We start from the raw sequence: 20,330 nt of genomic DNA on the forward strand, positions 1-20,330 counted from the left end.
TCAATTGAATATGAAGCGAAAGCGACCGGCAAAGATCCCATGGAACGTCGAATCATCCGTGTTGATAATCTGCCTGACCAGGCCGGGATTGCCGCCGCACTTCGGCGTGCGTTTGCGCAACGTCCGGTTGCTGCGCTGCGCGAAGAGCTCGATCCTTTCGCGGCATTGCTCAAGCAAATCCACTAATTTTCTGGGTCAGTCGTTCTCGTCTTCGCCTCGTTCCGGGGCGGGCATCTTGTCGCGGCTAAGTTCGTCGACCTGGGCCATGATCACCGACAGCGCCGACACATTGGGGTCCGATACATGCTGGCGGCGCGAGGGCAGTTTGCCACCGGTCAGCAACGCTTCGAGCGCCACGCGGCCGCGCGCCACCCGGCTCTTGATCGTGCCTACCGCACAGCCGCAAATATCGGCCGCTTCTTCGTACGCAAAGCCACCCGCGCCGACCAGAATCAGCGCCTCGCGCTGCGGCTGCGGCAAGTGCAGCAACGCGCGCTGCATGTCGCCAAGCTCGATATGCTTGTCCTGGCTGGCGGGCGCGGCGAGGATCTTGGCGGCGGTGACATCGTCCCACTCGCCCTTGAACCGCGCACGGCGCATCTGGCTCAGAAACAGATTGCGCAAGATGATGAAGGTCCAGGCACGCATATTGGTCCCGGCCTGGAAGCGCTTGCGTGCGGCCCATGCCTTCAACAGTGTTTCCTGCACCAGATCGTCGGCGAGGTCGCGGCTGCCCGACAGCGAACGGCCGAACGCGCGCAGATGCGGGATGACCGCTGCAAGCTCGATCTTGAACTCGGGATCGTCGAGCGGCACCAGCTCGGGGCGCGGCGCTTCGACCTCGTCCTGATCGTCTTCGTCTGGCTGTTCGGACAAATTCCCACCCGTTCGCTCGGCCGGTGCGCGATACTGTCGCGCCTCGGCTGGATCATGCAGCACGTAAGATAAGGACTTAGCGGAAAATCACCAAGATCACCGCGAAAATGACGACGACCATCGCGAGGCCGATATATAATGGATAGCGATTGACGTCGGTCGACGATCCGGCGCGCGCCTCGGTGGTGGTCACATGTTCAACGGGGTCGGCCATGATGGCTCCAGCTGTGAAAGAAAATTGTTACGGATCGCCAACGCTGCGACGACAAAACCGGTTCCCTAAGACGCCGATCAATCGGCCGGGACGGTCGCGGCGTCGAAGAACAAGGCCTGGCTGATTGCTGCCTTTACCGTCGAGCGCTGGAACGGCTTGGTGATCAGGAAGGTCGGCTCGGGCCGGGTGCCGGTCAGCAATCGCTCTGGGAAAGCGGTGATGAAGATTACCGGCACGCTGAATTCGGCCAAAATGTCCTTAACCGCGTCAATCCCGCTCGAATCGTCTGCCAGCTGGATGTCGGCCAGCACCAGGCTCGGCGGCGACTGACGCGCCTGCGCCACTGCTTCCGACCGGGTAACCGCCACGCCGGTGACATTGTGACCAAGGTCGCGGACGATCATTTCGATATCCATCGCGATGATCGGCTCATCCTCGATAATCAGCACTTCGGCGTGGGTCTGGCGCTCGATCTCAGCCAGTGCCTCGGCGACCAGACTGTCGACGTCGTCGGGCTTGCTGTCGATCAGATAGGCCGTGTCCTCGGTCGAGAAACCTTCCAGGCTGGTCAGCAGCAACGCCTGGCGCGACAGCGGCGTGATCCGCGACAGGCGCGCCTGGGCAATCCCCTCCGCGCCGCCAAAGCCACTGTCATCGCCGTCGCCGCCGGTTTCGATATTGGCGGTCGACCAGATGGCGTGGAACGTCCGGTACAGGCCGAGCCGTGGCTCGACATCGCGCGGGAAGTCACCGGGGGATGCAACAATCGCCTCCAGCGCCGCGCGCACAAAGGCATCGCCATGCGTCTGGCTACCGGTCAATGCCCGTGCATAGCGGCGCAAAAAAGGAAGATGCGGGGCGAGTTCCTGGCCAAGCGACATAGATGAAAAGCTCCCTCGAAAACTTGGCGCCCTATTGGGCTGTGGCGAAATGCGTTGCAACCCCGGAACGGCCCCACGTGTCATATTAGTGACAGCATGCCCCTCGTGTCGTCCAAGGCTGGAACAAAGCATCGCGCCTTTGGTTTCCTTTTCTTAGCGACGGGGACGGAACGCAATTGACGATGCGCATCGCACCGATATAGGTGCGCGCATTAATCGGCCGACCCGAGTTGCGTTTAACGCCGAGTTGATTGGTGATCTTGTAGTTCAGGATCGCGGCTTAGGGGGACGAGAGGTTGAGTGACGCGACTGGTAAGAAACCCCGACCCTCAGCCGGTCGTGACAAGAGGTCGAGTGCGTTGCCGAAACCTGCCGGTCGTAGCTCCAGATCTTCAAGTGACGTGGGCAAGGCGCTACGCTCGGTCTATGACAACACGCTTGGCGAGCGTGTTCCCGACGATTTTCTCGATCTGCTCGGCAAGCTCAGTTAACCGCGCCGCGCGCGTCAACGCTTGATAAGCATGGCCCGCCAAAACCCATTTTACAGTCACTGGTCGACCGGCACCAAATTGTTGGTGTTGCTGACGCTCGCCCTGTTTCCGCTTGGGCTGGCACTGGCGTGGACCGCGCGCTCGGCGCTGGCGGACGCGCATGGCGCGGTCCTCGATGACACGTATCAGGATGGCACAGTTGCAGCGCGCGCGGTCGAAAATCTGATCACTCGCAACGGTCTGGCACTGCGGATTGCCGCCAACGCCGCGTTATTTAGCAATCCTGCCAAACCGTGCGAAGCAATCGCCCGATCGCTGGCGCTGACTCCGGCTGTCGCCAGCCGCTTCACTGTCCGTGACCCGCAGGGTGAATTGATCTGCATTCAGGGCGTTTACAGACCGAGCGACAATCGCGACCTGGTTGCGCCCGGTGCGCTGCAGCTTTGGATCAACCGCGAGGCCAATTCGATACGCTATCGGGTCGGGGTCAATGGCGGGATGGCGACGGGCGAGCTGACTCGTGACGAAATTGCCAAGGCAGTTCGAAGCGTGAGCCCGACAATCGATGCAATTGCGGTGCGCGATCGCCAAGCGACGCTCGACGTCATCACGCACAGCAGCCCAAGGGCGACCCGGATGCTGCAATTTCCAATTGGCAGCGGCCAGCTGACTGCGCTTGTCCGCACCCCATTGGCCGATGCGACGATCATGGATCGGCTGGCCGTTTTCCTGCCGATGCTGATGTGGGTCATCGCCGCCTTGCTCAGCTGGTATCTCGCGCGGCATTTATTGCTGGTCCCGCTCGCCAGGCTCGAACGTGCGGTCGGCGATTATCAGCCCGGCGGCGAGAGCATGGTGCTGCCCGAACAGCGTGGTGGGGCGGACGAGATCCGCTCGCTCGGCGCGGCGTTCGAACGCGCGGTCGATCGGATCGAATCAAGCGAGCAGCAGATGGCCGAGGCGCTTCACGGTCAGCGCCGGCTGGTCCGCGAAGTCCATCACCGGGTGAAGAATAATCTCCAGGTCATCGCCTCATTGCTCAACATTCATGGGCGCAGTGCCAACACCCCCGAATCGCGCGCTGCGTATGCCGCGATCAGTCGCCGGGTCGATGCCTTGTCGGTGGTTCACCGCAACCATTTTGCCGAGGTCGAGGAAAGCCGCGGGATCGCGCTTCGCCCGTTGCTGACCGAGCTTGGCCAAATCCTCAAGGCGTCGGCGCCCGAAGGTTCGCGAGGCGCGGCGATCCAGATCGAAACCGACTCGCTCAGCACGACCCAGGACGCTGCGGTGGCCGTCGCTTTCTTCGTCACCGAGCTGGTCGAGTTCGCGCTCCTCCAGGGCGCCGCCGAGCCGATCGAGATCGAGCTCAAGCGGATCAGCGAACTTGCCGCCAGCTTGACTGTCTCGAGCGATGCGTTGGTCGATAATGACCCCGAGCCAAGTATTGCCCGCAAGCAATTCGAACGGGTCGTCGGCGGACTGGCGCGGCAATTGCGCTCGCCGCTCGAACAGAAAATGGGGCGGATGTGCGTTAATCTGCCGGTGTTTCCCGACTAACCCACGGGACTCGCGGGATTTCACCGATTTTCCACAAAAAAAGATCATTTGGCGTGGAACCCGCCTCTGGGGTCGGCGTTATGATATTCGGATAGCGACCTTTTGCCCCCCCGCTCTCGCTATCCACGTAAATGGGCCCGAAACCGTCAACCCTCCCCCCCCCGGTGACGATTTCGGGCCCAAATTGCGCCCGGGCTCCTAACCCTCGTCAGTATCGGTCGCTTCAGGGGTCGCCTTGCGCGAGGCACGCCAGTGGGTCAGCCGGATCGCGATCAGCGCCAATTCGTAGAGCGAGTAGAGCGGCACCAGCAGCAGCAGCATCGACACCACGTCGGGCGGGGTCAGCACCGCTGACACCGCAGCGCAGGCGACGATTGCATAGCGGCGCGACTTGGACAGCTGCTCGAGCGTCACGATCCCGGCGCGCTCGAGGATCATCAGCAGCACCGGCGCCAGGAACGCGACCCCGAACCCGAACAGGAAGCGCGTCGTGAAATTCAGATAATTGCCGATCGCCGGCAGCGCCTCCTGCTCGACCCCGCCCACATTGCCTTCAAACCCGAGCAGGAATTTGAGCGCCCACGGCATCGCGACGAAATAAGCAAAGCTCGCCCCGGCCGCGAAAAACACCGGGGTCGCCAGCAGGAACGGCAGAAAGGCGCGCTTCTCTTTGGCATAGAGTCCGGGCGCAACGAATCGCCAGATCTGGGTCGCCAGCACCGGGAAGCTGATCATCAGCGACGCGAAGAAAGCGACCTTCACTTCGACGAAGAAGGCCTCGAAAATGTCGGTGTAGATCAATTTGCCCTGCCCGGCGGCGAGCAATGGCTGGACCAGCACCGCGAAGATCGGCTTGGCGAACGACAGGCACACGAAGAAGCCGACCAGCAAGGTCGCGACCACCCACAGCAAGCGCTTGCGAAGCTCGATCAGATGGTCGAGCAACGGCGCCTTGCTGTCGTCGAGGTCGCGGATCATGGCAGCGGCCGTTCGGCTGGCGGGGTTGGATCGTCATCGGGCGCAGCGGGGACTTCGAACGGCAACGGCGGCTGGTCGGGGTCGAGTGCAGCGGGCGGCAAGGCGGTCATCACCGGCACCGCCCCGGTCTCGGTCGCGGCGGGCACCGGGTCGGGATACAGCCCGTCAGCCGGGTAAGCGGCAAGAATCTTCTGATTTTCCTCGCGCCATTTCTTTTCCATCTCGTCCAGCTCGGCTTCGCGAATGACATTTTCGATACCCGAGGTGAAATGCCGCGCATAGCCGCGCGCCTTGCCTACCCAGCGCCCGATCTGCATCATCACGCGCGGCAGATCCTTGGGGCCGATGAACAGCAAGGCGATCACCGCCACGACCAGGAATTCCGACGTATCGACGCCGAACATCGGCGCTGCTCCGGTCTAGCGGGCTTGGTCGTCGACCGGCGGCGGCGGCGCCACCGGATCGGCGGCTCGCGGCGTGATATCGATCGGTGGCTGCGGCGCCTGGGCCTGCGGCGGAAGCTGCTGCGGCGGCGGCACGGGCTGGCGGTTCTTGGCCTCATCGTCGTCCGACAGGCCCTGCTTGAAGCTCTTCATGCCCTTGGCGATGTCGCCCATCATGTTCGAAAAGCGGCTTCCGCCGAACAATAACAGCACGAGGATCGCCAGGATCAGGATATGCCAGAGGCTGAAACCGCCCATCAGTAATACTCCGCGAAAAGAGGATATGCCCCCTCTTAGCCCTCCTCGTCGCCGCTTTCCAGTTGAAGCTCAAACATCGCTTCCTCGAGCGGATCGAGCAGCCCTGCGGCCTTGAGATCGTCGATTCCCGGCAAATCCTTGCGCGATCCAAGCCCGAAGTGGGTCAGGAAGTCGGGCGTCGTCGCGTACAGCAATGGCCGCCCCGGCCCTTCGCGGCGGCCCGCCGTGCGCACCCACCCCGCCTCCATCAGCACGTCCAGCGTGCCCTTGGATATCTGCACCCCGCGGATCGCCTCGATCTCGGCGCGGCTGGTCGGCTCGTGGTAAGCGATGATCGCCAGACATTCGGTCGCCGCGCGCGACAATCGCCGTTGCTCCTCGCGCGTCCGGCGCAGCAGATGCGCAAGATCGGGCGCGGTCTGGAAATGCCACCGCCCGCCGCGTTCGACCAGTTCGATGCCGTGACCGACAAAGCGTTCGGCCAGCCCGGCAAGCACACCCTCGACGCTGTCCGCCCCGACATGCGCTGCAATCTCCTCGGCGCTCATCGGCTCGGCGGCGGCGAACAGGGTCGCCTCGACTGATCGTTCAAGCTCGTTCATGCCACCCGCCGCACGTAAAGATCATCGAACGCTTCGGCCTGCTCCAGCTCGAGCCGCCCCTGCCGTGCCAGCTCCAAAGCCGCCACAAACGAACTCGCCAGCGCCGACTTGCGATAGGCATGGTCCCCGGTCACCGGCAAAAACGACTCCAATATCGTCCAGTCGATCGCCGCGCCGAGCAACGCCAACACCCGTGTAATCGCATCGTCGAGCGTCATCACCGAGCGGTGCGCAACGACATGCATCGCCGGCTGGGTCCGTGCCCGCACCCGCCCATAGGCCGCGTAAAGGTCGAACGCATTCGCCTGCCATAAAGCCTTCTTGACCAGCCGCAGCCCCTCGGGCCATCCGCGCACGAACACGTCGCGGCCGGTGCGGTCGCGCCCCATCAGCCGCGCCCCGGCCTCACGCATCGCGTCGAGCCGCTGCAGCCTGAGCTGGAGCCGAAGCGCCAGTTCCTCGGGGCTCGGATCGATGTCCGGATCCTTGGGCAGCAGCAGGCACGATTTGAGGTAGGCCAGCCACGCCGCCATCACGAGATAGTCCGCCGCGACCTCGAGCTTCAACGCGCGGGCATCGTCAATGTAGGCGATATATTGATCGGTCAGCGCGAGGATCGAGATTTGCGCCAGATCGACCTTCTGCGCCCGGGCCAGCGTCAGCAGCAAATCGAGCGGCCCCTCCCACCCGTCGAGGGTCAGGGTGAGAATGTCGCCTTCACGCGGAGAAAGATCGAACGCGTCCATCGGCGCAGTCTGTCACACCAATGCCAGCAACGCATCCCTCTTCGCTACCGCTGCGGCATAATCGAGCCCGTCCTCAGGCGTAAAGCGCATCGCCATTGCCCGCGTCAGCCGCGCTTCACCATCGTCGGACAATGTCGGCACCGCTTTCGCCACCGCCACCATATTGTCCATCTTGCCATCGCAATGCAGCGCCACGTCGCACCCTGCCGCAACACATTCCGAAGCGCGCTGGCCGTGGTCCCCGGCGAGCGCTTGCATCCCAATATCGTCGCTCATCAGGAAGCCGTCGAAGCCGATTCGACCGCGGATGATATCGTGGATGATGGTCGGCGATTGGCTCGCGGGCCTGATCGCGTCCCACTGGGTGTAAAGCAAATGGCTGGTCATCCCCATCGCCGCGTCGCGCAAGCGCTCAAACGGCTCGAGGTCGATCGCCAGTTCGTCCTCGCCCGCGTCGACCACTGGCAGCGTCAGATGGCTGTCGAACAAGGCGCGGCCGTGCCCAGGGATGTGCTTGATCACCCCAAGCACCCCGGCCGAGGCCAGCCCGTCGAGAATGGCCCGCCCGAGCGCCGCGACCTGCATCGGCTCCGACCCCAAGGCGCGGTCGCCGACGATGTCGGTCGCGCCCGGCTGGCGGACGTCGAGCATCGGCAGGCAATCGACATTTATCCCGACCTCGTGGAGCATCAGCCCCAATGCGCGCGCGTTGACCCGCGCCGCCTCGATCGCCGACGATGGCGCGAGCTGGTATAAGGCGTCGAACTTCTCGCCGCTCGGGAACGCATGCCATTCGGGCGGCCGCATCCGCGCCACCCGCCCGCCTTCCTGGTCGATCAGGATCGGGACGCCGTCATGCCCTTCGAGCTCGCGCAAGGAATCGGTCAGCCGCTTCAATTGCTCGCGAGTCTCGATATTGCGGCGGAACAATATGTAGCCGGCCGGGCTGGCGTCAGCGAAAAACCCTCGCTCCGCTGCGCTCAGTTCCAGCCCTTCGATCCCGTAAATCGCTGCTTGCATTACCTTACCACGAAGCAATTCTCGCCGCCTGCGGTAACCGCTGCACATGCTGCCTTGGCCTGCTCGGTCGACGCAGCCCCGGCACGCAAGCGGAAGCCCCCGCTATAGGGCACGATTTGCTTGGTCAGGCTGCCCACCGCGGGGAAGCGTGACGACAGCATCCGCCACGCGGTCTCGGCCTTGGCGGTCGATCCATAAGCGCCCAGCTGGACCGTCGGTCCGGCCGCGCCTGGCACAGCGGGGGTCGCCTCGGCCACCACCGGCGGCGCCACCGGCTTGGGTGCGGGCGGCGGGGTGGGTTTCTCCTCGCCCGCCACCGGCAATGGCGGTGGCGGCTCGGCCATCTTGCCGACGTCGAGCCGCGAATCCTGGTCCTCGCCAGCCCCGGTGGCAAACGCCGTCCCGCTGTCGCCCGCGACATCGAGTCCGCCGGGATCGGTCGGCTTGATCTTGTACGGCCCGGCGTCGGCGCGGATCAGCTCGGGCGGGCCGGATCCGCCGCTTTGCCGTCCCAGGTAAAACAGCGTCCCGGCGATGATCGCCACCGCAATCCCGACCATCAGCAACGCGCCGAACATCTTCCTCGCCGACACGCCGCGCGGCTGGTCTTCGTCATCGACTGCCTCGAGCCACGGCAGCGCCTCATTATCGCCTGACGTGGCCCTGTCATTCATCTTGCATCGCTCCTCAGCCGATCACCAGGCAATGGTCGCCGCTGGCCCGAAGGTTCTTGCAGACGATTGCCGATTGTTGGCGCGAAGTCGTGCCGAGGCGCAAGACGTAAAGCACTTGCCCGCGCGGGCGGGTTATCACCGGCACCACGACGCGCGGCATCTGACCGAGCGATGGATATCGCGCCAGGCGGCGGCGAAGCGCGGCATTGGCCCGCGCCGGATTTTTGAACGCGCCCAACTGGATCACCTGGCCCGCGGGGCCGGGCGACGGCATCCTGGGCCATGGCCGACTGACGACGCGCGGCGGCGTTGGGATTGACGGCGTCAATACCCGTGGCTGTTCCTGCGCAGCGAGGACCGCCTTGATCTGCGCCGATTCGATCCCCGCGCTGCGGATCTTGCGCTGGCGAGCGGACTGCCGCGACGATTGCCGCGATGACGACTGCGCCACGCGCACGGTGGGCCGACGCTCGACCTTCGCTGCGGCGGGCGCTTCGGTGACCGGCGGCGCAATTACTGGCGCGGGAATAGTCGCGGCCGGCACTGTCCTGACCGCAATTTCCGCCGTCGGCGTGACCGGCGCGGGCTTGCGCTGGCCGATGATGTAGCCGCCGCCCGCCGCGACCAGCACTGCCACCGCCGCAACCGCCGCCAGCATTCCGCCGCGCGATTTGCGCTGGGGGCGGACCAGTTTCGCCGCCGCCTTGCTGTCGCGATACGGCTCGAGCCACGGCAGCCGTTCCTCGTCATTGGCGGGCCCCGGCTTGGCCATCAGCGCATCTCCTCGGCGGCCTCGACTCCCATCAAGCCTAGGCCATTCTTCAACACCTGCCCGGTTCCGCGCGCCAGTTCCAGCCGCGCGCGGGTCAAATCGGGCCGGTCCTCGATCAGGAAGCGCCGCCCCGGATCGTCATTGCCCCGGTTCCATAGGCTGTGGAATGCCGACGCCAGATCATTGAGATAGAAAGCGATCCGATGCGGCTCATGGCTCAGCGCCGCCGCCTCGATCGCGCGCGGATATTGCGCCATCACTTTGACCAGCCCCAATTCCTCGGCATCGAGCAGAGCGAGATCGGCCGCCGTATCGAGCGACACCCCCGCTTCCGCCGCCTTGCGCCCCAGCGACGCAATTCGCGCATGGGCGTATTGGACGTAGAATACCGGATTTTCCTTCGACGCCTCGACCACTTTGGCGAAGTCGAACTCGAGCGGCGTGTCGGCGCGCTTGGTCAGCATCATGAACCGCACCACGTCCTTGCCGACTTCGCGGACGACATCGGCCAACGTAACGAAATTGCCCGACCGCTTCGACATCTTGATCGGCTCGCCAGTGCGCAGCAGCTTCACCATCTGGATGATCTTCACATCCAAATCGACCCGCCCGTTGGTCAGCGCGGACACCGCCGCCTGCACCCGTTTGACCGTCCCGGCATGGTCGGCGCCCCAGATATTGACCAGATGATCGGCCTTCTCGGCCTTCTGCAAATGATACGCCGCATCGCCGCCGAAGTACGTCCAGCTGCCGTCCGACTTCTTGAGCGGCCGGTCCTGGTCGTCACCGAACTGGGTCGAGCGAAAGAGGGTCAGTTCGACCGGCTCCCACTCGTCATCGTCGGTCAGGCTCTTGGGCCGCTCGAGCTCGCCCTGATAGACCAGCCCCTTGGCCTTAAGCGCCTCCATCGCGCGATCTGGCCCGCCCGCGGCGGCCAGCGCAGCCTCCGACGCGAACAGATCGTGGTGGATCCCGAGCAAGGCGAGGTCATGCTTGATCAGCTCGATCATCGCCGCAACAGTCTTGGCCTTGAACAGTTCGAGCCAATCGCTTTCGGGCGCGGCAACATAAGTGTCGCCAAATTCCGCTGCGAGCGCCTGGCCGACCGGGACCAGATAATCCCCCGGATAAAGCCCTTCCGGAATATCGCCGATGGTCGCGCCAAGCGACTCGCGGTACCGCAGGTGCGCCGATCTCGCCAACGTATCGACCTGGCTGCCGGCGTCGTTGACATAATATTCGCGCGTGACCGCAAACCCCGCCGCTTCGAGCACGGATGCCAGCGCATCGCCGACCACCGCGCCGCGGCAATGGCCCATGTGCATCGGCCCGGTCGGATTGGCCGAGACATATTCGACATTGACCCGCTCTTGCCGGCCGATCTTGCTCAGCCCGTAGGCCGAGCCTTCGCTTAAAATCGCCTGCAACTCGTCGCGCCAGATCTTGGCATCGATCCTCAAGTTGATAAATCCCGGCCCGGCAATCTCGACCCCGGTTACCCCCGGCAGGGCGGCCAGCTTGGACTCGATCAGCCCCGCCAGCGCGCGCGGATTGGTCTCTGCCGCCTTGGCCAATACCATCGCCGCATTGGTCGCTAGGTCGCCATGCGACGCGTCGCGCGGCGGCTCGACCGCGACATGCTTGCGCTCGATCCCGGACGGCAACGCGCCCTCGGCAACAAGCTGATCCAGCACCCCGTCGAGGAGCGCGCCATAACGTGCATAAAGTGACATCCCGCGCCTCTAGCGCAGGCAAGGCCGTGCGTCACGCGGCAAGCGTCGGTCTAGCGCCCCGCGCGAGGGGCGTAGACCACCCGCCATTGGGTGACTTCGCCACGGCCCGCGAAGACCATCTTCGGGCTGGCGCGGCGCGGCTTGGTTTCGCCGGCCAATCCGAAGGCGAAATGGCTGTGGTCGCCCTCGTCGAGCGATTCGAGCAGCGAATAACCGGCAGCCCGAAGCGCCGACGCAATTTCCCAATGACCGACGCCGGGGCGCCGCGCGATGTCGATCGCCCGCCCGCGAAGATGATGGCTGTTGGCGACTCCGCCGACCGCGCGATTATGCTGCGCGCTGCGCAACATGCTCGTCACCCGCCCCCAGCGCGCGCCGAGCCGGGCGATATCACTCATGTCGATCGACCGGCCGCCGCCCTGGTAGCTCAGCGAGGGGTCGGGATTGTTGCTATTGTCGAACGCCGGATCGCGCTCGCGGCCCATCACGCGCAGCGCGTTGGGCGGGGCCATCGACGGGTAGGTGACTTCCTTGGGAGTCGACGCGCCGACCGTGCGGATCGCGAACTTGCCCGATGACGCGGCCTGCGCCCCACCCGCAATCGCCGTTAAGAACAACGCAGTCACAACCCGTCGCATGCCGAAATCCCCCTCAGCCCAGCGACTCGTATAACATAAATTTAACGCGCGGATCAAAGATGCGGCGGATTGCCCGCTTCAGGCGACCAGTCGTTGCCCCAGCAGCCCCGGCCTGGTCTCGGGGAACAGCAGTGCAGCGGTGCGCGCGCCGTCGAGCCCGAAATGCTGGCTAAGCGCGCTTGCAATCAGCGCGTCGAGGTTGATCGTCGGCTTGAGGTCGCGCCCTTCGTAGAGCGCGCTTGGTCCCAAGCCCGGCCAGTCGGCAATCACCTTGCCGCCCGCCACCGCGCCGCCGATCAGCATCGCCATCGCGCCGGTGCCATGATCGGTCCCGCCGGTGCCATTGGCCTTCGCCGTGCGCCCGAATTCGGTCGCCACCAGCACAAATGTATTGCTCCAATCCGCGCCCAGCCCGGCCTTCAAATTTGCCACGAGCGCATCGAGCCCGCGCAATTGCGCTGCCAGCCGCCCGCGCTGGCCATTGTGCGTGTCCCAGCCATTGGTCTCGATCATCGCGATCCGCGCGCCGTCGGCCCCGCTCATCAGCTTCGCCGCGAGTTGTCCCGCCGCCGCGCCGCCCTTGGCATCGCCCAGCTCGCCGGCCTTCATCCGCGCCGCTTGCGCCTGGGTCCACAGCGGCCCCAATTGCGCGTCCTGCGCATATAATTCGCCAATCCGGATCAGCAGGTCATCGCCCGCTTGCGGCAGGTTCGACGGCGCATAGCTTTGCACTGGAGCGCTCCCACGCAACGCCAGCGGCACGGTCGGCGCCAGCGCCACCGCCTTGCCCCCGGGAAGCTCGGTCAGCAGCCGGTTGAGCCACCCGTCCTTGACCCGATACGCCCCGGCCCCGCCGCTCTCGAGCACATTCTGCCCGTCGAAATGCGACCGGTCGCGATAGGGGGAGGCGACCGCTTGGACGAACAACGCCTGCTTCGCCGCATAGAGCTTGGCCGTCTCGACCATCCCTGGGTGAAGCGTGAACATCGCATCGAGCTTCGCCCCGCCCGCGACATCCGCCGCCAGATCGCCGCGCAAGCCCGCATAAGCCGGATCGCCGGTCGGAGCGAGCGTCGCCAGCCCGTCGGCCGCGCCGCGCTGGATGACGAACAGGAAGCGCTTGTCGGTCCGCGCGGTGGCGGCAAAGGCGATCGTCGGCAGCCCGAGCCCAAAGCCCAGCGACGCCGCCCCGGCTCCACCAAATTGCAGCAATCTGCGGCGATTCAACATTTCTACCTCCGCAACATTTCAGGGGATGCAAGTAACAGTGCGAGCCCGGTCGTCGGGCTTTCCGATCGCGCAATCGCCGTCTTGGTCTTGTCGCTCAACCGGGCGCCAAGCAAATTCGGCGCGAGCGCCCGCGCATCGACGCGGTCACCCGCCCGCACCGCAATCCGCTGCGCCGCTTCAACCCGCCGCACCAGCGCGTCGGGCCCGGCCCAGCTGGCGGCGTCATCGTCCCAGCCGGCCGGGCTCGGCGGCATCCACACTGGCTGCCCCAATTCGCGGAACGTGCCGACTGACACCATCGGCTCAAGCGCGCTGATGCCCACCGCGCGCAGTGATGCGATCGTCCAGTCCCACGGGCTGCGGAACTTGACCGATGCCGGGTCCCACGCCTCGGGACTATCAATCAAGGCGCGATAGACCGTCGGCAAATCGCCACCGCTTTTGAGGAACGCCTGCTCCAGCCGAACGACCATCGTCGGCGGCGGATCGTCGGCGGCGAAATGCCGTGCCAGCTTGGTCGCGATATGCCGCGCCGTCGCCGGATGAACCGCCAATGCTTCGAGCACTGCGCGGCCCTGCGCTACGCCGCCCTCGGCATAGCGCCGCCCGATGATGGTCCGCGCGCCGGGCTCATGCAGCAGTTCGACGAAGCTGAAGTCGCCCGGTTCGCCAGTCGCAAACCGCGCCCCCGGCCCGCGCGCGATCCCCGCCACCGTCCACCCGGTCAGGGCCCGCGCAAATTCGGTGACATCGGCCTGAGCGTAGCCGGTGCGCACGCCCAACGTGTGCAATTCCAAAATCTCGCGCGCCAGATTCTCGTTGAGCCCGCGATTGTTGCCCCGCGCTGCGGCTCGCGTTCCGAGCTGGCTGTTCGGCCCGATCGACTGCGCTTGGTCGAGGTAGAATAGCATCGCCGGATGCTGTTCGACCGCGAGCAGCATGTCGCCGAACCGTCCCGTCACATGCGGCCGGATCGCTTCCATCTCGAGCAAACCAGCGAACCCCAGCGTCGTCTGCTTCTGCGCCGAGACCGCGAAGTGATTAGCCCAGAAATGACTCATCCGCTCAAGGAACGGGGTCTGCGTCGTCAGCGCCGCATTGACCCGCGCCGCGACCAGCCGGGCGTAGGTCTCGCGCCCCTCGCGCCGCGCCATCCTGACGTCGGGATCGATCTGCTTCTTGGCCGCCGCCGAATCGCCCTTGGGCATGTCGGCGGCCGTCATCATCGCCGCTGGGGCGGGCGCCGCCTCGCGCCGCTCTATCCTGGCTTCACGCTGCACCGCCAGATAATCCGCCAGCCCCTCGGCCACCTCGCGCCGGCTCGGCACCCCGGCCAGTCGCGGCGGCGCGCCGCGCACCTGCGCCGCAGCCCAGCCGCGCGGATCACCCCCAGCCGCCGCATCGCCGCGCGGCCCAAGCCCGAACCTGTTCTCGGCAAATGCCAGATCGACCATGCGCGCTCCTCGTCAACGCGAAAGCTGCGCCGCCAAGCCTGAACCCCCGATGAGCCGCTATGGTGAACGGGTTGGTTCATGCTCCAGGGACTTGCCGATCTGCTTGAGCTCATGCTGCAAGCTGAGCTCGTCAATGCTGTCGAGCGGCAGAGCGAGAAATAATTGAATGCGCCGCTGCAAGGATTGATAGGCGGTCCAGAAGGCGTGGTGCTGCTGCTCGCCGTCGATTGCGGCGGGGTCCTCGATTCCCCAGTGTGCTGTCATCGGCTGCCCCGGCCAGGCCGGGCACATTTCACCCGCCGCATTGTCGCAAACAGTAAACACGAAGTCGAGCGGTGGCGCGCCGGGCTGTGCAAACTCGTCCCAGCTTTTCGAGCGCAGTCCATCAGTCGGCAGCCCAAGCTCGTCGAGCAAAGCGATCGCGGCAGGGTGCACCGCGCCTTTCGGATAGCTCCCGGCCGAAAAGCCACGGAACCGGCCCTTTCCGTGGCGATTGAGGATCACCTCCGCCAGGATCGAGCGCGCCGAATTGCCGGTGCACAGGAACAGCACATTATAAATTTTGTCGGTCATGTCGCTCACCCGCAATTGGCGTTGCGCGCCGGTCCGGCGGTCATTGCCGGGGCGCAGCAGCTATCGTTCGATGCACTGGCCGACATCGCACCAAGCGCGGGGCTGTCGCCATAGACGGTCGCCTCGCCATTGGTGTGGAAGGCTTCCCACACCACGCCGTCGGGATCGCTGATCCATGACTTCTCGCTCCTGGCGTAGCAGCAGGTGGTTGTGCCTTCCTCCAGCATCGGCCGATCGGCGGCCTTGAGCCGGGCGTAGACGTCGCTCAGTTCGCCCTCATTTTCGGCCTGGATGCCGAGATGTTCGATTCCCTTGGCGGCATGATGCTCGGCCGAGATGGCGAAGTTCACGCGCGGGTCGTCGAGCATCCACTTGGCATAATCGGCCTTGGTCACCGTCGGTTGCGCGCCGAACAAGGTGGAATAGAAAGCAATCGACTGATCGAGGTCGCTGACCCCGACGTGGACGTGGAAGCGCTTCATGCAGATTTCCTTTCGCGCATGGGGGTGGCGGCAGGCGAGCAATCCGCCCCGCTGCAGCAATTTTCCATGAGGTAACCTACCAAGTTGTTCATCGCGGCATAATTGGCCGAGTAGATCAGCGACCGTCCGTCGCGGCGCTGCTCGATCAGCCCCGCGCGGTTGAGGTGGGCGAGGTGGAACGACAGCGACGAGTTGGGGACCGACAAGGCTGCGGCCAGCGCCCCTGCCGACAGACCGTCCTGGCCGGCCTGGACCAGCAGCCGGAACAAGGCCAGCCGATGTTCCTGCGCAAGCGCGCCCAGCGCGTCGATGGCATTGGCCGATTGCATCACAATCTCACAGACGTTTCGACTTATCTCGAAATGACTGAGCGGTCCTTATTTGTCAATAACATTTCTACTTTGATCGAAATGTCACCAACCTCAACCCGCCGGACGGACGGCCCTGACCTGTGCTTCCAGTTCAGCAGCAGTGATCCCGATCGTCCCCGAACCGTCGGCCCCGATCGCAATCCCCGATCGCGGAATGCTGATCTTCTGCCCACCGGCCAGCTTGATCGTGACACTGTCGCCAGTGGCGGAATCGACCGTTCCGATTGGCGTTCCGCCCTTGCCCTTGACCTCGGCTCCAATCGCCAAGGCCGCGGTAGCAGTGCTCGCAAGGCTATTCTCGACCGACGCATTCAATTCGGCCTGGGTCATCCCGAACAGCGCCTTGCCGTCGCTGATGGTCAGGCTGGACTTCGGCAATTGCGCCTGATGCCGGTCGGTTTTGACGGTCACGCTATCTGCGGCCACTGCGGTCAGGACGCCGACTGCCATGCCCTGGCCATCGACCACGTCCATGCCGATTCCGAACGTCGTCATCACCGGCGCAACCGGCGCAACCGGGGGTTGCGGCGCCGTCTCTACCGCCACTTGCTTGGCTTTGACGACCGTGCACACTCGCCGCATAAAGCGGCTGTTGGGGAGCTTTTCGTCACGACAGACCTTGCGCGTCGCGGGCACGTCGGTGGCAACGCTGACCTCGGCCAACGGCAGCATGGATGGCGAGGAACTGGTTGCCGTGAGCAACTCGGCAAGAATCAACACAAACATCATGATCTCCTATTTCACGATGATTGTTGGCATTTACGGTCCCGGCCAGCAAGCCCCTGATCGCCAGCGTGCGGATGACGCCGCCAATACGCCATTACGCGCACTGGCGAGGCTCAGCTTGCCAGCCGCTTGAGATCGCGGTTGAAGTGAATGCGCCGTCCTTTGCCCTCGGCACCCACCAGCACCGCCATTGCCGCCGCGACCGTGTCGGCGTCGATCGCCGCGAACCGGTCGAGCGAGCCGCGCAGCAGTAGATTGGCGAGTGGGCTGAGCGCACTCCCGATCCGCTCAGCCATCCTTTGCTCGCCACCGCGATCGCCGCGCAGCAAGCCGGGACGAACAAGGTCCAGCCGCTCGAAGCCGATCGCTGACAGCCCGCGCTCGGTCTCGCCCTTCATCGCCAGATAGTTGTTGCGCGCCCCGTGGAGCGCCCCGACCGATGACACGCACAGCATCTGTCGCGCGCCCGCGACGTGCGCGGCCTGCGCAAAGCCAAGCACCGCCTCGACATCGACCGCCCGAAACGCCGCCCAATTACCGGCCTGCCTGATGGTGGTCCCCAGCGTCGAAATCGCGACGTCGAAGGTTTCCCCGGCAAGCAGGGCCGGCCACTCCCCAATCGGCCCGACCCGTTCCTCGACCCCGTCGATCCCCGCCGACCGCCGCCCGAGCAGCAGCACTTCATGCTTTGCTGCCAGCCGCGGCGCCAACGCCCGCCCGACCAGCCCGGTCGCCCCGATCATCGCGATCCGCATCAGAATCGATCCGGGAGGTGCACCGGCCCGCACAATTTCGCGTGTTGGCGAATGGCAAAGCCGTCGGTCATTCCGGCAATGTAATCGGCAATCCCGCGCAAGCGTCCCGTCTCGCCCTCGCCCGCCCAGCCGTCGGGCAGCAGCGATGCGTCGGCGCGATAGGCGGCGGCGAGATTGGTGATCACGCGCTGCGCCTCGATCCGCACCGGCTGAAGCGTCGCGCTATTGTACAATCGGTCGTACAGAAACCGCTTGAGCGCGCGCTCCTCGGCGCCAAGCTCGGCCGAAAAACCGACCAACTGCCGCCCCGCGCCGCGCACGTCGTCGATGCTCGTCACGCCAGCTTCGGCCACCCGCCGCGCGGTCTCATCAAGCACGTCGCCGACCATCGTCCCGATTCCGTCGCGGACCAAGGCCTTGACCTTGAGCGCCTCGCCCAGCCCCGGATGCCGCGCCTCGATCCTTGCCCACAATTGCGCCACCAGCGGCAATTCGAGCAATTCCCCGAGCTCGAGAATCCCCGCCCGCAGGCCATCGTCGATATCGTGATTGTCATAGGCGATATCGTCGGCAATCGCCGCGACCTGCGCCTCCAGGCTCGGCCATGCGCCAAGCTCCAGCCCGAACGCCGCATCCGCCGCCGTCAAGGCCCAGCCCGGCGCGTCCGCCGGCCCATTATGCTTGGCCAGCCCCTCAAGCGTCTCCCAGCTCAAATTGAGCCCGGCGAAGTCGGGGTAAGGCGCCTCGATCCGCGTCACAATCCGCAGCGTGTGGCCATTGTGGTCGAACCCGCCGCCATCGGCCAGCGCCACCGACAGCGCGTCCTCCCCGGCATGGCCGAACGGCGGGTGGCCAAGATCGTGCGCCAGGCACAACGCCTCGGTCAGATCCTCGTTGAGCCCGAGCGCGCGGGCCATTGAGCGGCCGATCTGCGCGACCTCGATCGAATGCGTCAGCCGAACCCGGAAATGGTCGCCATCGGGGGCGACGAACACTTGCGTCTTGTGGCGCAGGCGACGGAAGGCGACCGAGTGGACGATCCGGTCCCGATCACGCTGGAAGGCGTCGCGTGGCCCGCGTGGGCCGTCGGGCGCTTCCGCAAAGGCCCGGCCGCGCGACGATGCTGGCTGCGCGGCGAGGCCCCCGAATGACCTCATTTCGCCGGGATTTTGTCGAACATCATCCCGTCGGGCGCGGTGTAACTGAACCCATCGATCCCAGCTTTCGACAGCTGGTTGACGAACTCACTGCTGTCACTTTTCGTCTTGAACGGGCCGATCACCAGCCGGAACAGGTCCTTGCCGCGCGTCACCCGCGCGTTGCGTCCGGCGAACAGCCCCGGCTTCTTGGCCTTGATCCGCGCAAATTCGGTCCCCATCCGCGCGGCATGCGCCCCGCTCGCCAGCTGGACGTAGAGCAGACTGGCGGGTTCTTTTTTGACGACTTCCTTCGTCTTGGGCGGCTCGACCGGCTTCTTCACCTTGACCAATTCTACCTTCGGCTTTGACGGCGGCGGCCGTTTGATCTCAAGCTTGGGAAGCGGGCGCGGCGGCGGCTCAAGCGCGGCCTCGCGTATCACGATCGGCGCGACCTCGCCCGTTACGATCGGCTCGCCCTCGGGGTTGAGCAATGGCCCGGCATTGACCGGCACCAGCGGCTCTTCGATCTCGGCCACCGGCGCCAGCTCATCGGGCTTGAACCCCGGTCGCGGTTCGGGATCGGCCTCCTTGGCCGCCGGTTTCAACGACACCGCTGCAGTGTCCGGCTTGCGCCGCTTCGAAGCATAGCGCGACGGATCAAGCGACGGGCGGCTCATCGCGAAATAGGTCGACGGTTTTGGAGCTTCGCGAACCGCCCGGCGCGGCGCTTCGGTCGTCGCCACCTGGACCACCGGCGGCTTGGCCTTGGCATTCTTCGGCGGGGTCACCTGGATTTGGTTACGCGCCTGTCGCGGCTCGATCTGCACTTCGGCCCGATTGCCGATCGACAGCACCGGCGACGAGGAAATCGGCTGGGCCCGCGCATAACGCTGCGCCGCATCCTTGGGGAATTCGCCAAGGTGCACCGCCATCGCTTTCTCGTCGGCCCGGAGCACTGGCAGCAGGCGGAAGAATGGCTCGAACCGTGCCCCCGCACCGGGCAGCGCCGCATCGATCGTTCGCCGCGCGCCTTCGCGGTCGCCGGCCAGCGCCAGCACGAACGCATTGGTCCGCACCGCCGCCGCGTCACGCCGCGCCAGCAGCGGCTCGATCGTTGCCGCCGCGCCTTTGATATCCTTCGAGATCGCGAGGCTCAGCGCCAGCCGCCGACGCGCTTCATCGGCTTGTGGACCGAACATCGCCGCTCGATAATCCGCTTGCGCGCGCGATTGCTGGCCGAGCAGATCGAACGCCAGCCCGCGATCGAGCGCCAGCATCGATTGCGGCGCGCCCAGCGTCTGCGCCCGGTCGAACACAGCCATTGCGCCGATGGCATCGCCCATCATCGTCATTGCCGCGCCAACCCCGACCTTGGCCGCCGGGCTCGATGGATAATATTCCTCCGCCCGACCGAAGAACCCCGCCGCAGCTTGCATGTCGCCCATCTCGAGCGAGGCGCGCCCGGCGGCCATCAGCGCGGCCAGATCCTTGGGCTGGGTCGCGAGCGTGCGCAGCGCCCCGGCCAGCGCCGCGCCGGGATCGGCCGGGGTCGCGGCCGCCGCATAAGGCGAATATTGCGCCGCCGCCGGAAGGGCCGGTGCGGACAGCACGGCAAGGACGAAAATGGTGCGGGCTGCGCGGGCACGGTGATTCGGCATGACCCGGCTAATGGCCGACCCGAGCTTGCTCCAACATTGCTGGAGGTTAAGACGCG

25 protein-coding genes are annotated in these 20,330 nt (G+C 65.4%); 3 read left to right on the forward strand and 22 right to left on the reverse strand.

The window, feature by feature from the left end; genetic code table 11:
- The first annotated feature begins 39 nt into the window (after positions 1–39).
- Complete coding sequence (locus RMN73_RS11005) at positions 40–186, forward strand: hypothetical protein (protein WP_309603376.1); 147 nt, start codon at positions 40–42, stop codon at positions 184–186.
- Between the two features lie 9 nt (positions 187–195).
- Here RMN73_RS11005 and RMN73_RS11010 read toward each other — a convergent pair whose 3' ends face one another.
- The 3 genes from RMN73_RS11010 to RMN73_RS11020 all read right to left on the reverse strand — a co-directional run bounded on the left by RMN73_RS11010 (position 196) and on the right by RMN73_RS11020 (position 1,971).
- Complete coding sequence (locus tag RMN73_RS11010; RefSeq protein ID WP_405051565.1) at positions 196–876, reverse strand: sigma-70 family RNA polymerase sigma factor; 681 nt, start codon at positions 874–876, stop codon at positions 196–198.
- A 76-nt stretch (positions 877–952) separates the two neighbouring features.
- Positions 953–1,090 (reverse strand): hypothetical protein, encoded by a 138-nt coding sequence (locus RMN73_RS11015; RefSeq protein ID WP_309603377.1) that lies wholly within the window; start codon positions 1,088–1,090, stop codon positions 953–955.
- A gap of 77 nt (positions 1,091–1,167) precedes the next feature.
- Positions 1,168–1,971, reverse strand: coding sequence for a response regulator (locus RMN73_RS11020; RefSeq protein WP_309603378.1), 804 nt, complete (start codon positions 1,969–1,971; stop codon positions 1,168–1,170).
- Positions 1,972–2,372: 401 nt separating this feature from the next.
- Here RMN73_RS11020 and RMN73_RS11025 point away from each other — a divergent pair, with 401 nt between their 5' ends.
- Both RMN73_RS11025 and RMN73_RS11030 read left to right on the forward strand, forming a co-directional pair.
- The gene (locus tag RMN73_RS11025; protein WP_309603379.1) at positions 2,373–2,462 is read left to right on the forward strand and encodes a NepR family anti-sigma factor; all 90 of its coding nucleotides are present in this window, start codon (positions 2,373–2,375) and stop codon (positions 2,460–2,462) included.
- Positions 2,463–2,492: 30 nt separating this feature from the next.
- Positions 2,493–4,022, forward strand: a complete 1,530-nt coding sequence (locus RMN73_RS11030; protein WP_309603380.1) for a sensor histidine kinase — start codon at positions 2,493–2,495, stop codon at positions 4,020–4,022.
- Between the two features lie 198 nt (positions 4,023–4,220).
- Here RMN73_RS11030 and tatC read toward each other — a convergent pair whose 3' ends face one another.
- From tatC to RMN73_RS11125, 19 genes are all read right to left on the reverse strand, one after another.
- Positions 4,221–5,000: a twin-arginine translocase subunit TatC gene (tatC, locus tag RMN73_RS11035; RefSeq protein ID WP_309603381.1), complete on the reverse strand. Its 780-nt coding sequence runs from the start codon at positions 4,998–5,000 to the stop codon at positions 4,221–4,223.
- The gene (locus tag RMN73_RS11040; protein ID WP_309603382.1) at positions 4,997–5,404 is read right to left on the reverse strand and encodes a twin-arginine translocase TatA/TatE family subunit; all 408 of its coding nucleotides are present in this window, start codon (positions 5,402–5,404) and stop codon (positions 4,997–4,999) included. Before RMN73_RS11040 ends, tatC begins: the two co-directional genes overlap by 4 nt.
- A 15-nt stretch (positions 5,405–5,419) precedes the next feature.
- Positions 5,420–5,701, reverse strand: a complete 282-nt coding sequence (locus RMN73_RS11045; protein ID WP_309603383.1) for a twin-arginine translocase TatA/TatE family subunit — start codon at positions 5,699–5,701, stop codon at positions 5,420–5,422.
- A 35-nt stretch (positions 5,702–5,736) separates the two neighbouring features.
- Positions 5,737–6,303, reverse strand: a complete 567-nt coding sequence (scpB, locus tag RMN73_RS11050) for an SMC-Scp complex subunit ScpB (protein ID WP_309603384.1) — start codon at positions 6,301–6,303, stop codon at positions 5,737–5,739.
- Positions 6,300–7,049, reverse strand: coding sequence for a ScpA family protein (locus RMN73_RS11055; RefSeq protein ID WP_309603385.1), 750 nt, complete (start codon positions 7,047–7,049; stop codon positions 6,300–6,302). Before RMN73_RS11055 ends, scpB begins: the two co-directional genes overlap by 4 nt.
- 12 nt (positions 7,050–7,061) lie before the next feature.
- Positions 7,062–8,069 carry a beta-N-acetylhexosaminidase gene (gene nagZ / locus RMN73_RS11060; protein ID WP_309603386.1) on the reverse strand — a complete coding sequence of 336 codons (1,008 nt, stop codon included), beginning with the start codon at positions 8,067–8,069 and terminating at the stop codon, positions 7,062–7,064.
- Positions 8,069–8,743: an SPOR domain-containing protein gene (locus RMN73_RS11065; protein ID WP_309603387.1), complete on the reverse strand. Its 675-nt coding sequence runs from the start codon at positions 8,741–8,743 to the stop codon at positions 8,069–8,071. The genes nagZ and RMN73_RS11065 overlap by 1 nt, the downstream gene beginning before the upstream one ends.
- Before the next feature lie 13 nt (positions 8,744–8,756).
- Positions 8,757–9,515 (reverse strand): SPOR domain-containing protein, encoded by a 759-nt coding sequence (locus RMN73_RS11070; protein ID WP_309603388.1) that lies wholly within the window; start codon positions 9,513–9,515, stop codon positions 8,757–8,759.
- Entirely contained in the window at positions 9,515–11,248 is a 1,734-nt protein-coding gene (gene argS, locus RMN73_RS11075) for an arginine--tRNA ligase (RefSeq protein WP_309603389.1), read from the reverse strand. Before argS ends, RMN73_RS11070 begins: the two co-directional genes overlap by 1 nt.
- A 50-nt stretch (positions 11,249–11,298) precedes the next feature.
- Positions 11,299–11,886, reverse strand: a complete 588-nt coding sequence (locus RMN73_RS11080) for a D-Ala-D-Ala carboxypeptidase family metallohydrolase (RefSeq protein WP_309603390.1) — start codon at positions 11,884–11,886, stop codon at positions 11,299–11,301.
- Positions 11,887–11,964: 78 nt separating this feature from the next.
- Entirely contained in the window at positions 11,965–13,116 is a 1,152-nt protein-coding gene (locus RMN73_RS11085) for a DUF1501 domain-containing protein (protein WP_309603391.1), read from the reverse strand.
- Positions 13,117–13,118: 2 nt separating this feature from the next.
- On the reverse strand, positions 13,119–14,570 hold the full coding sequence (locus RMN73_RS11090; protein ID WP_309603392.1) for a DUF1800 domain-containing protein: 1,452 nt from the start codon (positions 14,568–14,570) through the stop codon (positions 13,119–13,121).
- A 57-nt stretch (positions 14,571–14,627) separates the two neighbouring features.
- Positions 14,628–15,143 (reverse strand): arsenate reductase ArsC, encoded by a 516-nt coding sequence (locus RMN73_RS11095; RefSeq protein WP_309603393.1) that lies wholly within the window; start codon positions 15,141–15,143, stop codon positions 14,628–14,630.
- Positions 15,144–15,148: 5 nt separating this feature from the next.
- Positions 15,149–15,625, reverse strand: coding sequence for an ArsI/CadI family heavy metal resistance metalloenzyme (locus RMN73_RS11100; protein WP_309603394.1), 477 nt, complete (start codon positions 15,623–15,625; stop codon positions 15,149–15,151).
- The gene (locus RMN73_RS11105) at positions 15,622–15,954 is read right to left on the reverse strand and encodes a metalloregulator ArsR/SmtB family transcription factor (RefSeq protein WP_309603395.1); all 333 of its coding nucleotides are present in this window, start codon (positions 15,952–15,954) and stop codon (positions 15,622–15,624) included. The genes RMN73_RS11100 and RMN73_RS11105 overlap by 4 nt, the downstream gene beginning before the upstream one ends.
- Positions 15,955–16,047: 93 nt before the next feature.
- Positions 16,048–16,722, reverse strand: a complete 675-nt coding sequence (locus RMN73_RS11110) for a hypothetical protein (RefSeq protein WP_309603396.1) — start codon at positions 16,720–16,722, stop codon at positions 16,048–16,050.
- Between the two features lie 113 nt (positions 16,723–16,835).
- The gene (locus tag RMN73_RS11115) at positions 16,836–17,477 is read right to left on the reverse strand and encodes an NAD-dependent dehydratase (protein WP_309603397.1); all 642 of its coding nucleotides are present in this window, start codon (positions 17,475–17,477) and stop codon (positions 16,836–16,838) included.
- Positions 17,477–18,634, reverse strand: coding sequence for a deoxyguanosinetriphosphate triphosphohydrolase (locus RMN73_RS11120; protein ID WP_309603398.1), 1,158 nt, complete (start codon positions 18,632–18,634; stop codon positions 17,477–17,479). Before RMN73_RS11120 ends, RMN73_RS11115 begins: the two co-directional genes overlap by 1 nt.
- The gene (locus tag RMN73_RS11125) at positions 18,631–20,274 is read right to left on the reverse strand and encodes an SPOR domain-containing protein (protein ID WP_309603399.1); all 1,644 of its coding nucleotides are present in this window, start codon (positions 20,272–20,274) and stop codon (positions 18,631–18,633) included. The genes RMN73_RS11120 and RMN73_RS11125 overlap by 4 nt, the downstream gene beginning before the upstream one ends.
- Positions 20,275–20,330 lie beyond the last annotated feature (56 nt).

It is taken from the genome of Sphingomonas sp. (assembly GCF_031372575.1).
Lineage (GTDB): Bacteria > Pseudomonadota > Alphaproteobacteria > Sphingomonadales > Sphingomonadaceae > Sphingomicrobium.